Consider the following 12,213-nt stretch of genomic DNA (forward strand, 5'->3'; position numbering starts at 1 on the left):
ATTTCCGGAGTAAGATGCGCGCTAAGACAAATTTTTAGAGACTCTCTAAAAACTGCTTCTCATCCTATAGGGCTGTGCATTCTCGCCAGCATTGTTCAAGGCAAGCGCAATTTCGGTGATATGCAGCGCCACATCGCCGGAAAAGAACGCCCTGTCGCCCGTCCGGATGGCGCGGGCCTGATCGGCGATGCCCCGCACGAAATCGATCTGCGAAGGATACATCGGCAGCGACCGCTTGTCGGCCTTGGGATAGGACAGTTTCGTGCCGACGGTGGGTTTCCATGACAGGAACTTGCCGACGCGCATTTCGAGAATGCCGAACAGGCGCGCCAGAAAACGGCGCTTTTCCTCCGTGCGCTCAAGACGGACAGAAGAGCGATTATCCCACAGATCGTCCACCACAATCGAGCCCTTGTCCGCAACGATCGTCAGGCTGCGATCCTTCGGCATAGCAAGCCCCGATGTGAGGCGCGCCACCAGTCCCGACTTGAAAACAAGACAGCCGACCGAAAAATCAGGCGCCATGTGCAGATGTTCTGTTCCCGGCCCCTTGTCCGGAAAGGTTATGGCGGAAAATGCCGAGACACGCTCTACCGGGCCGAACAGCGACACTAGCCATGACAGGGCATAGCCTGCATGTTCCAGCGTGCAGCCGATCTCGAACTCGTGCAGGCCCGGCCACGGCGCGCCCGACTGCGAGCGCCAGGTCGACCATTTGTCACGAAATACCGGCCCGTCTTCCATTTCGGCATAGACAAGACGCGGCATGCCAATGCCGTTGATTACGCTTGCCACCAGACGATAGGCCTCGCTGAGGCCATTGGCCGGAGCCGCCGCGAGGGTGAGACCCGATTGCCGCGCAAAAGCGACCAGCGCTTCCGCATCCTCATAATTCATCGCCAGCGGCTTTTCGGAATAGACGTGCTTTCCCGCGACAAGCGCTGCATGGGATATTTCAAAATGGCTTTCGGGCGTGGTCAGGTTGACGACGATCTCCACGCCAGGATCGGCGAGCACAGCTTCAAAACTGTCATACGCACTGACCGAATAATGTGCGCAGAATGCCTTCAGCCGCTCGGGCGAGCGATCATAGGCGCCGCGCAGCTTCAGTTCGGAATAATTGCGCAGCGTGGTCATGTAGTAGTCGGCAACAAACCCGGTCCCGACGATTGCGATATTCATGAAGTGGCTCCGGCTAAAAGCATTTCCAGCAAAAGTGCGAAGCGGTTTTGCGTTGGATAATGCGTGTAAACAATGAGATAGAGCGGTTCTAAAATTCTGGTTTAACTGGAAGCGCTCTATCGTTTCGGGATGATGATTTTCGCGGTCAGCCTGAGGCCGAAGATCGCAAAGATGAGCGTGAGCCAGACCGGGTCCATGCGACGGAAGAAAAAGCTTTCCAGCATGGCGTTCAACGTCCCAAAGAACACGATCATCAGGAAGAAATCGGCAAGCAGCAGATTTTCGCGCACCGGACGGCATCGCATATAATTGACCAGCGGCATGACGATGATGACAAAAATGGCGCAGACCAGCGCTGGAATGCCCATCGATAGCGCAATATCGAGATAACCATTGTGCCCGTGCACGATGCCGCGCACATCCCAGTCCAGATAGTAGGGATTGGCAGCTTGCTTCGCTATCGGTGTGCCCCAGAAGCTTTCATAGCCAAAGCCGGTCCATGGCCGGTGGGAGAGCGCCTCCACCGCAAAGGCCCAGATGGAAGTGCGCCCGGTAAAGGTCGGGTCGACATTGAGTTGCAGAACGAGCTGGTGCATCGGTTCGAACAGGACCGTGCCGAAGGTAAACAGCGCAAGCAGAAACTGGATCGTGAAGACTGCTACTGGCGCAAGGAAGCGGAGGCCGAAAATGCCGGGACCGATTACCAATAGCATGGCCAGCGGCACCAGTGCCGCTGTCGTCTTCGAGCCGGTCTGCGCAACGAAGATCAAGGCAGAAACAGCAATCAGGAAACCGCTCACGCGCCAGCCGCGCCGCCACAGATAGACACCGGCGAAAGCCAGGGCCGCCATGACTGGCCCGGCAATATTCTTGTGCGTGAAGACGCCGCGCCAGAGATAGGCGTTCTGCGGTTCCAGCGCGTCGGCGCCGTGGGTGCCGAGATTTGGCAGAAGCACGACGCCTGCATAGGAAATAACAATGACGATTGACGCCACCGTGACCAGCATCGCCGAATAGGCGTCGCCATCCTGCGGCAGGCTCAAAACGGCAAGGACCGTCAGAATGCCGATCATCGTCAACAATACGCCGCGTATCGCCGTCGCTGGATCGGGGCTTGCGAAAACCGATGCCAACAGGAAGGCAAACATCAGCAGCCAGCCGGGGCTGACGATTTTGACCACCTTCTTCGGATCGGCAAACATCGCAAGCGACAGCAGCGCCACGGCACCGAGACAGCCGAAACCGAGCTGATTGATGGCATCGCCGCCGCCTGACGTGTCCCCGCTTGCGGCCGCGTTCAGCGGATTGAAGGGACGGAAGGAAATCAGCAGAATGCAGAATGTTATCGTGGCGATAACAAGCGCAATCGTGCGGACTGTCGCCCGCACGTTCATTTGCGCCGCAACATCGGAACGGGCGTCAGTTCTTGTCCGGGTTGCGATATTGCTCATTCAGATATCCAAAATGGGCCATGACGCGGCCCAGCCCGATATGGAGGAAATAGGTCCCGACCGGCACGAAGCGCGCCGCGATGCCACGCCGGAGGGCCTTGATCGGAGAATACCCCAGAAGAGCAAGACTTTTCAAAAAAACGCGCACTTGACCGAAAGCCTCGTCCTTGCGCTGGCGCTGTTCGATCAGCGTCGACAGAACGCCGTTGCGCAGGCCGCGCGCCGTGATCCAGTCCTTTTCCAGCCGTCGCGCCGGAATGGTTTCGCGGACGATGCCTTCATTGCACCAGGCAATATTGAAGCCCTTGGCCCGTGAGCGATTGATGAAATCCGAATCGCCGCCGCCGGTGAAGTTGAACTTCAGGTCCATGAACGGATAGCCGATGGCTTCCAGCACCGGGCGGGCAATCAACAGATTGCCGGACGAATAAATGATCGGAACCGGACCTGTCTTGTTGTAATGCGGCAGGAAGACCGGATGTTTTGCCCATTTCTCCGAACCCGGCTTTTCGAAGATCGGATGTTGGGGACCGCCAACGAGGCTTGCATTATAGCGCTCCGCGGTCGCCACCATGTTTTCGATCCAGGCCGGATCGGCCAGTTCGTCGTCGTCGATGACGATGACATATTTGAAGTTCGGGAAATAGGTCGTCGCCGTCAGCCAGCCCGCATTATATGCGTTGCAGTTGCCGCGATGGGATTCAACGATCAGCATGCCGGTATATTTCCCGGCCTCGAACTGCGGTGCCGCAACCTTGGCCCCTTCGCGGTCCTCCGCTTCGTTCTCGATCACCACCACCGCGAAGCTGCGGTTCGTGACTTGAGCGTTCAGCGTGTCGAGCGTACGGATGACATGCTCCGGACGGCGAAATGTTGGCAGGGTCACAACCACCTCGACTTCATCAAAACGAAGTCCAGGTGTTTTAGCGATTACTTGTATATGATCCGGTAATACAGACATTATCCCGCCCAATATTTAATTGCCCATGTTTTCAATCGGCCTATTCAAAAAGAATTAAAGAAAAGTTCACCGCGTGGTTGTAAGCACGGCCCGAAACTATCATAGAGAACACCGATCCGTGATACTCAGGAGCTGTCTTGCCGTCCCCACACCTTGTTTTCGTAACATCGATTGTTCCACATGGAATCCCGACTACCGGCTATGAAGTGGCGAATGCCGCCGTCGTCGATGGGCTGCGGCGTTCGGGTGCGAAGGTGACCGTGCTTGGCTTCACATGGCCGGGCGTGCAAGCCGATGCTGCGGATACGGTCGTGCTGGGCGAAGTCGAAGTGCGAACCGAAGGCGCAGGCATAAAGCGCAAGATCGGCTGGGTGGTGAAATCCTTCCTGACCGGCCTGACTGTTTCCTCGGCGAAGCTGCGGGTGATCCCGGCACAGAAACTGCGCCAGGCCATCGCACAGATCGGCCCTTTCGATGCCTATGTGCTGAATGGCGTTACTCTTCCCGGCGCGTTTGAAGATATTTTCAACGACAAGCCGTCGCTGTTCGTGGCGCATAATGTGGAATATCGCTCGGCGGAGGAAAACGCCGCCGACGCCGGAAGCTTCATCCAGAAATTCCTGTTCGCGCGCGAGGCCCGCATTTTGAAAGGGCTGGAAAGCCGCCTCAGCGGAAAGGCGCGTTTCGTCTTCACCTTCGCCGAAGATGACGGTCCTGCGCTGGGCCTCGGTACTGACCGGTTCGCGACCATGCCGCTCATCACGCCCGGCGGCGCGCAAGCAGCACAGCAGCGCCCGGTCAAGTACGACCTTGCGCTGATCGGCACATGGACATGGCATCCGAACAGAATCGGGCTCGAATGGTTTCTCCGCGAAGTGAAGCCGCATCTCCCCGGCGATATTTCCATCGCGATTGCCGGCAACACACCCGCCGACCTGATCGCTACGTGGTCCAGTGCAGGAACGGGCGTCAATTTCATCGGCAAGGTGCCGGACTCTACCGAATTTGTGGAAAGCGGCGCACTCGTGCCGCTTATCAGCCGGGCGGGGACCGGCGTACAGCTGAAAACTATTGAAACATTCGAGCTTGGCATGCCAAGCGTCGCCACGACGCATTCCGTGCGCGGCATCGATCATATTCCAGGCAACTGCACCGTTGCCGACGATCCACGGGCGTTTGCCGCTGCAATCGTCGAACGGATCGAAAAGACTAGATCGGGGGATCGCCAGAGACAGGATGGCAAGGCCTTCACGAGGTCACAAATCGAAGGCATGGACCGCGCGGTTTCCCGCGGTCTGCAAGCTCTTCGCGGCGAAAAAAGAACGACGGACCAGGCATGATGCATACCGAAAATGTAACCTACCGGAATATCCTCGGCGTGAAGGTCGCCTGTTTTGATTGGGATAGCGCCTTCGCCTTCTTCGAGAACCGCATCAATGAAGGCCGGTTCATGAAGCAAGGCTGGCTCAACGCCAACAATTCCAACATTGCGGATGAGAACCCGGATTATAGCGCCGCGTTGCAGAATTTTCTGATTCTGCCTGACGGGGTGGGCGTCGATATCGCCAGCAAGGTCGCCTATGGCAGCAAATTTCCGGCCAATCTCAACGGGACGGATTTCGTTCCGGGGCTTTTGCAGCATATGAAGCGCCCGCTGAAGGTTGCGCTTCTCGGCGGCGGTCCGGGTGTTGCTGCCGATGCCGCGCAGCTTTTCATGCAGCAGATCCCGCATCACGAATATCGCGTCATTTCCGATGGCTTCTTCAAGCCCGCCGACCTCGACGGCATTCTGGCGCAATTGAAGGATTTCCATCCCGATATATTGCTCGTCGCCATGGGCGTTCCGCGTCAGGAACTCTTCATCGACAAGCATATCACGGCCGAACATTGCACGGTGGCCAGCGCAGTCGGCGCGCTGTTCGACCTGCACACGGGCCGCGTGCAGCGCGCGCCGCACTGGGTGCGCAAAATCCAGATGGAATGGGCGCACCGGCTGTTGCAGGAACCGCGGCGACTCGCGAAACGCTATCTCATCGGCAATCCCGTATTTCTGTGGCGCGTCGCCAAAGGCTGGATGAAGGGAGAACCTCGGTGAGAACCGCAATCGTTACAGCCAGCTGGGATCAGGATTTCGAGCGCTGCAGGCTGCTTTGCGAAACCATAGACAAATATGTCAGCGGTTTCACAAAGCACTACATCCTCGTGGACAGCAAGGATGTTGCCCTGTTTCGCAAGCTTGAAAGTGCGCAGCGCGTCATCATTGATGAACGCGATCTTCTCCCCTCATGGCTGCATGCCTTCTGGGACCCGACCTATCTGTGGCGCAGGCGGGTCTGGCTTTCGCTTCGGACCAAGCCGCTGCGCGGCTGGCATGTGCAGCAGTTGCGCCGGATCGCGCTTGCCGCCGCCGTGGAGGAAGACGGATTTCTCTATACGGATTCCGACACGGCTTTTCTGCGTCCCTTCGATTGCAGCACGCTCTGGCACGGCGAAAAGCTTCGGCTTTTCGTGCGTCCCAATGCGCTCGCCAATCCCGAATGGCCGGAACATCCGGTCTGGGCGGCCAATGCGGCGAAACTGCTCGGTATCGAGAACGGCAAAAGCGGGCTCAATGATTATATCGGCCAGCTTGTTTCATGGCGGCGCGACAGCGTGATTTCGATGTGCGATCGGATCGAAGCCCATACTGGACAGCATTGGGTGGCTGCCCTTGGCAATATAAGGCGTTTTTCCGAATGCTTCATCTATGGCCGCTATGTCGATGACGTGCTGCAAGGCTCGGGCCATTACAGCGACACACATGATCTCTGCCGGATGCAATGGTTCGCCCCGCCACCGAGCGAAGAGGAATTCCGCACCTTCATCGCCGAAATGGAGCCGCATCAGGTTGCCATCGGCATGCAGTCCTTTCTCGGCCTTTCGGTCGATGACATCCGGCGCATTATCGGAGCCTGAACCTCAAATTCGTTTAGCTGGCAAACGGATGCTCGTATAGGTGAAAACCAGAGACAGCAGATAAAGGCCGCCAAACACGATATTCAGTCCCAGAATCCAATCGTGATTGTCGGCATAGTTCACCAGCAGTAGCCAGACGAAAAATGCCTTGGCGGCGGTCATCAGCACCATGCTCAATGTCCTGAGACCGGACTGGCCGCGCGCATACAGAATTTCGGTCTGGTATTCTATGAGGTTGCGGAAACCCGGTACAAGCAGAACCAGCGGCAGCAGCCCGACAATCGGCGCAACGCTCGATCCGAGCGCATTCGGGAAGACTTGCAGGAAGACAACCATCGCGCCGAGACCTGCCACCGAGACGGCAAAGACCGCAAATTCCAGTCCGGCGCGGATGCGCAAAGAGGACAACATGTCCGGCGCGCGCATGAGCTTTTGCACCAGCATCATGTTGAAGGACCGCACCGGCAAGGCCGTCAGGTCCACAAGGCGCATGATGATCGCGTAAAGCCCTGCCGTTGCAGGCCCGCCGATAGTCAGCACGAGAAGCTTGTCCAGCTCGGCCTGAATGTAGAACAGCAGTTCGGCCCCCATCACGGCAATCGCATCGGAAAGCCGCCGCATATAAAGCGCCGGTTTGAAGCGGAGCCGGATCGACGGGTAGAATTTCAGCGCGGCCAGCAGCGCGACGCCATTGGCCGCCACATACCACCATGCCCAATGAGCGATATCGTGGGCGCTCGCCAGCCACATGAACAGAACGGCTGCGATGGCCCGCATGGCCGTACCGAAAATCACCAGTCCCGCCGATATGCCGAAGCGGCGCAGGCCGTTGTTGACGATGATGACGATTTCCGTCGAACGCCACAGCAGGGCCTCGGCAAACACCACCAGGGCAAAGGGCAGGAAGGAAATGTCGCGGCTGAAAAAGACGAAATAAACCAGCCAGGATGCGAGCGCGAAAAGCGGCAAGGAAACCAGAATGGCGACGAGAAAACCCGCCGTATAGGCGCCGAGCAGGCGCGGCTTCACGGTCGATATGCGGTAAAGCGGCGAACTGAACCCGAGGGAAACGATGCGCGACAGCACTACCCCGGTACCCGATGCAGTGGCAAATATGCCGAAATCACCCGTCGGCAGCGTATTGGCAAGTGCGATGAAATAGACGAGTGAAACCACCAGCCTGCCAGCGGAGCCGGAAAACAGGGACAGGTAATCGCGCACCATTCCGGCATTATTGCCTGACAGTTTCCGCAGCGCTTTCGCTATCAACAGGGAGCCTCATCTATCGTGATCTGATGTGCGTTCGACCCTTTGGAACGGGAAGCGCAGCAAGGAGATTTAGCTAAAAAGACTTAAACTCTTCTTTGCAAGCGTAAAGAGAAAACAAGCAAAAGCTAAAATAGTCGAGCTGAGCATTTTGCGGTTCAGGACGGCGTTATTTTAACTTTTTGTTTTCTATAAAAAATTACATTCGGGCATCAGGTTTGGGGCGGGCGGATTCCGGTTTGGCATGCGCAAGCTCCGGTTTATGGATTTCATAGCAGCGGTTGATACCGGAAGCGGTCGCAACGGCTACAGATACGGACGAATTCGACAATGAGCGATCACGAGGAGCGCAGAAAGGCGGGAGGTGAAAAACCTCTTCTCGCATTTTCCGATATGCGCCCAACCGGTCGCCCGGCTGTTCGTGAGGCCAGCGAAGCGGCACCGCCATGGACACCGCCCGCGACGTCAGATGAACGCGCCGCGTTCTTTCATCAACACGATCATGATCCGCAAGAAACGCCGGAACCCGTTATCGAGGAAGAACCGGACGATGCGGATGTGATCGAGTTGCAAAAACGCGTCGCACTGATCGAAGCGGAGCTGGAGCGCAAGGTTCAGGAACGCCAACGTCGCAAAATTGCAATCGAGACTGATGCTCCAACCCTTGAGCCGATCCGTGAAACGGTTCGGCGCGAGCCTCCGGTCGCCGACCGCCCGTCACCCGACACTGAATGGAAACCGCTGATCGATCCGCGCATTGCCATCGATGTGGTGAGGGGATCGCGCAGGCTCCTGCTGGTTACTACCGTATTGGGCGGTGTGGTTGCCGCGCTCTATGCATTGTCGCTGCCGCAGATGTACGTTGCTTCGACCGATATTCTGGTCGATCCACGCAATATCAAGACGGTTGGAGACGAGCTGACGCCGGGGCAACTCCCGACCGATGCGTCGCTTGCCGTTGCGGAAAGCCAGGCTCGCATTATCGATTCCAGCAGCGTGCTGCTGAAGGTGATCGACAAGACGGACCTGACAAAAGACCCTGAATTCAATGGCACTCTGGTTCCGACCGGCATTGCCGGGCTGGTTGCGCAGATCAGGGAAATCTTGTCGCCCAAAAAGGCGAGCGACAGCCAGACGCTGCAAACCCGCGTGCTCTATAACCTGCACAAGAGCATCGCCATTGGCCGCGATGCCAAGACCTTCATCTATTCGATCTCGGTGAAAACCCGCGATCCGCAGAAATCGGCCTCGCTTGCGAACACGATCAGTTCCGTTTTCCAGAGCGAGCTTGCATCGCTGCAATCCGACGCCGCACGGCGCACCTCGGACGAACTGTCGAACCGGCTTGCCGATATGCGCGCCAGTGTCGAACAGGCGGAGCGCGCAGCGGCTGATTTCCGCGCCTCGCACGATCTCGTCAATGTCGACGGCAAACTGATCAGCGACAACGACCTGACGCGGCTCAATGACCAACTGACCAACCAGCGCGCCGAAACCATGCGGCTTCAGGCCCGGGTGCAGGTGCTGAGTAACGCTACCTCCGACAGCGTGGTGGCCGGGACTTTGCCGGAAGATTTGCGATCCAACACGCTGACGGCGCTGCGGGCGCAATATGCGCAGGCGCGCCAGACGGCAAGCGGCTTGTCGACCCAGCTCGGGCCCCGTCACCCGGCGCTCATTCAGGCGCAGTCGCAGGCAGGCACGGTGCTGAACGATATCGATGCCGAACTGCGGCGCATCCGCTCCTCGCTGCAAGTCGAGGTGGCCCGGTCCGCTCAGCAGGAAAAGGACCTGACCGCCCGTCTGGCCCAGCTCAAGTCACAGCAGGCGAACAATAGCGGCGATCTGGTGAAACTGCGTGAGCTTGAGCGCGAAGCCACGGCGCGCCGCTCCGTCTACGAAGCCTTCCTCCTGCGCTCGCGCGAGACAAACGAACAGGAAGGGCTGAATACGGCCAATGTCAGGGTTCTTTCGGAAGCCCGTCCGCCGCTCGATCCGGCCAGCACGTCGCGCAAGCTGATCGTCATCGCGGGGCTGATTGCAGGCTTCCTCGCAGGCCTTGCGATCACAGCCGTCCGCAATTTCGGACGGCTGCTGCGCCTGCCTTAATTTACGCAGACTGGCGTGCGGGTGCCTCGACGCGCGGCACCTTGCGACCGCTGGCGCGCAAGACGCCATGCGCGCCGTCAAGGTGGCCGGGTTTCAGCTCAAGCGCCAGAAACCGACGTTTTTCATAGGGGCCGGGCATGGCCAGCTTGCCGGTCTTTTCAGCGGTGAAGCCGAAGCGCCCGTAATATTCCGGATCGCCGACAAGCAGGATCGCGCCATGGCCAAGGCGTCTGGCCTCATCAATCGCATGACGCATCAACGCCGAACCGATGCCGCAACCGGCGGCAGAAGGATCGACGGCCAGCGGACCGAGCAGCAAGGCGGATACGGGAAAGCCAAAGGCATCGAGACCGGCATGGACATCCCATAGCCGCACGGTGCCTGTAAGCACTCCGTCCTCACCAAGCGCGGCAAAAGCCAGCCCTGCCGCTGGCAGGCGACCGCGACGCAGCTTTTCCGAGGATTTGCGGCGGCGGCCTTCGCCCATCGCGCGATCAAGCAGCGCTTCGCGCGCCAGAACATGCTCCAGCGCCTCGCCGGCAATTGTGACAGCCGGGGCGACAACGGTTGCGATATTTTCCTGAATTTCCAGAGTTGCGTTCATCACATCTATCCCCGCAAAGCGGCAGCAGCATACCCATCCAGTGCCTTGCGGCACTGAACGGATTGAGAGGATCATTAGGTTTAAGACCTATTGATCAGATGACGTAGGATCGGAGCGGTTCGAAGCCGTTGAACGCCACCGCCGAATAGGTGGTGGTGTATGCGCCCGTGCCTTCGATGAGGATCTCATCACCGATGGTCAGCGAGACCGGCAGCGGGTACGGCGTCTTTTCGTAAAGCACGTCCGCGCTGTCGCAGGTCGGGCCAGCCAGTACGCATGGTTCGGTTTCGCTGCCGTCATGCGGGGTCACGATCTGGTAGCGGATCGCCTCGTCCATGGTTTCGGCGAGGCCGCCGAACTTGCCAATGTCGAGATAGACCCAGCGCACATTGTCGTTGTCCGCCTTGCGGGAGACCAGAACCACTTCGGTCTTGATCACGCCTGCATTGCCGACCATGCCGCGGCCCGGTTCGATGATGGTTTCCGGGATGCGGTTGCCGAAATGCTTGGACAGCGCGTCGAAGATCGCCATGCCGTAGGCCTGCGCGGTCGGCACGTCCTTGAGGTAACGGGTCGGGAAACCGCCGCCCATGTTGACCATGCGCAGAACGATGCCTTCATCGGCAAGGGTGCGGAACACCTTGGCCGCATCGCCGAGCGCGCGATCCCATGCGGTGAGGTCCGTCTGCTGCGAGCCGACATGGAACGACACACCATAGGAATCGAGACCAAGCGACTTTGCATGGCGCAGAACGTCGATGGCCATCGCAGGCACGCAGCCGAACTTGCGCGACAGCGGCCATTCGGCGCCTTCACCGTCGGTCAGCACGCGGCAGAACACGCGGCTGCCGGGAGCGGCGCGCGCAACCTTTTCCACTTCTTCCACGCAATCGACCGCATAAAGGCGAATGCCCAGCTCGAAAGCGCGCGCAATATCGCGCTCCTTCTTGATGGTGTTGCCATAGGAGATGCGGCTTGGCGTGGCGCCAGCTTCCAGCGCCATTTCAATCTCGGCAACCGAAGCGGTGTCGAAGCAGGAGCCGAGCGAAGCGAGCAGGCGCAGGATTTCCGGCGCGGGATTCGCCTTCACGGCATAGAAGATACGCGAGTAAGGCAGGGCCTTCTCGAAGCTCTCATAGTTGTCGCGCACGACGTCGGTGTCAACGACGAGGCAAGGGCCGTCCGGACGGCGGGTGTTGAGGAAGTCGATGATACGCTGCGTTGCCATGGTCGTTCTCCCGCACGGCTTGATCTTGCCGTATTCTAAGGGACAAAGTGTGCATGAACGCATCCGCGGTGAGAACAGCCTTTGGAGATGCTGGTATCACGCGAAAACTCATGCGGCGATGGAACAACGCTCAATTCGCGTTACTCCGCTTTGTCTGCCTTGGATTGGAATTGGAGAACCGCATCCGCACTTCTGGCAATGAAGGTGTGCCTCTTCAGTAATTTCAGCTTTTGGACAGCCGAAAGACACTAGAAAGGCCCGCACCGTCGTTGCTTCAAGATGTCCTCGATCTGGCGGTTGGCCAACAGATCGACTGGAGCGGTTAGGTCCAGGTACCGTACCGAATTCCTCACCATTCGAGGATCGGCGGACACCCACAGGCACGTGCGACTTTGGGCAACCGCGATATAAGTCCAAAGTCGTGTCCATTCAATGACAAAAACTTCTCTGGATGAAT

The 12,213-nt window shown here is 58.4% G+C and carries 10 protein-coding genes; 4 read left to right on the plus strand and 6 right to left on the minus strand.

Features of this window, described 5'->3' with window-relative positions; genetic code table 11:
• Positions 1 to 45 precede the first annotated feature (45 nt).
• The 3 genes from AC0TNJ_RS11440 to AC0TNJ_RS11450 form a co-directional block, all read right to left on the minus strand.
• Positions 46 to 1,182 (minus strand): Gfo/Idh/MocA family protein, encoded by a 1,137-nt coding sequence (locus AC0TNJ_RS11440; RefSeq protein WP_473771194.1) that lies wholly within the window; start codon positions 1,180 to 1,182, stop codon positions 46 to 48.
• A 116-nt stretch (positions 1,183 to 1,298) separates the two neighbouring features.
• Positions 1,299 to 2,633 carry an O-antigen ligase family protein gene (locus tag AC0TNJ_RS11445; protein ID WP_473771195.1) on the minus strand — a complete coding sequence of 445 codons (1,335 nt, stop codon included), beginning with the start codon at positions 2,631 to 2,633 and terminating at the stop codon, positions 1,299 to 1,301.
• Positions 2,602 to 3,594 (minus strand): glycosyltransferase family 2 protein, encoded by a 993-nt coding sequence (locus AC0TNJ_RS11450; RefSeq protein WP_473771196.1) that lies wholly within the window; start codon positions 3,592 to 3,594, stop codon positions 2,602 to 2,604. The genes AC0TNJ_RS11445 and AC0TNJ_RS11450 overlap by 32 nt, the downstream gene beginning before the upstream one ends.
• A 137-nt stretch (positions 3,595 to 3,731) precedes the next feature.
• On the opposite strand from AC0TNJ_RS11450, the gene AC0TNJ_RS11455 reads away from it, so the two are divergent.
• The 3 genes from AC0TNJ_RS11455 to AC0TNJ_RS11465 are packed head-to-tail and all read left to right on the plus strand — an operon-like array spanning position 3,732 to position 6,549.
• Complete coding sequence (locus tag AC0TNJ_RS11455) at positions 3,732 to 4,934, plus strand: glycosyltransferase family 4 protein (protein WP_473771197.1); 1,203 nt, start codon at positions 3,732 to 3,734, stop codon at positions 4,932 to 4,934.
• Entirely contained in the window at positions 4,931 to 5,689 is a 759-nt protein-coding gene (locus tag AC0TNJ_RS11460) for a WecB/TagA/CpsF family glycosyltransferase (RefSeq protein WP_473771198.1), read from the plus strand. Before AC0TNJ_RS11455 ends, AC0TNJ_RS11460 begins: the two co-directional genes overlap by 4 nt.
• Positions 5,686 to 6,549 carry a DUF6492 family protein gene (locus tag AC0TNJ_RS11465; RefSeq protein WP_473767839.1) on the plus strand — a complete coding sequence of 288 codons (864 nt, stop codon included), beginning with the start codon at positions 5,686 to 5,688 and terminating at the stop codon, positions 6,547 to 6,549. Before AC0TNJ_RS11460 ends, AC0TNJ_RS11465 begins: the two co-directional genes overlap by 4 nt.
• 3 nt (positions 6,550 to 6,552) lie before the next feature.
• On the opposite strand, the gene AC0TNJ_RS11470 is transcribed toward AC0TNJ_RS11465, so the two are convergent.
• Positions 6,553 to 7,818: a lipopolysaccharide biosynthesis protein gene (locus AC0TNJ_RS11470; protein ID WP_473771199.1), complete on the minus strand. Its 1,266-nt coding sequence runs from the start codon at positions 7,816 to 7,818 to the stop codon at positions 6,553 to 6,555.
• Between the two features lie 327 nt (positions 7,819 to 8,145).
• On the opposite strand from AC0TNJ_RS11470, the gene AC0TNJ_RS11475 reads away from it, so the two are divergent.
• Positions 8,146 to 9,924: a GumC family protein gene (locus tag AC0TNJ_RS11475; RefSeq protein WP_473771200.1), complete on the plus strand. Its 1,779-nt coding sequence runs from the start codon at positions 8,146 to 8,148 to the stop codon at positions 9,922 to 9,924.
• Position 9,925: 1 nt separating this feature from the next.
• Here the strand turns inward: AC0TNJ_RS11475 and AC0TNJ_RS11480 are convergent, their stop codons facing one another.
• Both AC0TNJ_RS11480 and odc2 read right to left on the minus strand, forming a co-directional pair.
• A complete protein-coding gene (locus AC0TNJ_RS11480; RefSeq protein ID WP_473771201.1) occupies positions 9,926 to 10,528 on the minus strand; it encodes a GNAT family N-acetyltransferase in 603 nt (200 codons plus the stop codon).
• Positions 10,529 to 10,622: 94 nt separating this feature from the next.
• Complete coding sequence (odc2, locus tag AC0TNJ_RS11485; RefSeq protein ID WP_122000948.1) at positions 10,623 to 11,756, minus strand: ornithine/lysine decarboxylase; 1,134 nt, start codon at positions 11,754 to 11,756, stop codon at positions 10,623 to 10,625.
• Positions 11,757 to 12,213 lie beyond the last annotated feature (457 nt).

The sequence above is a fragment of the Ochrobactrum sp. PL_is483 genome, assembly GCF_055816855.1.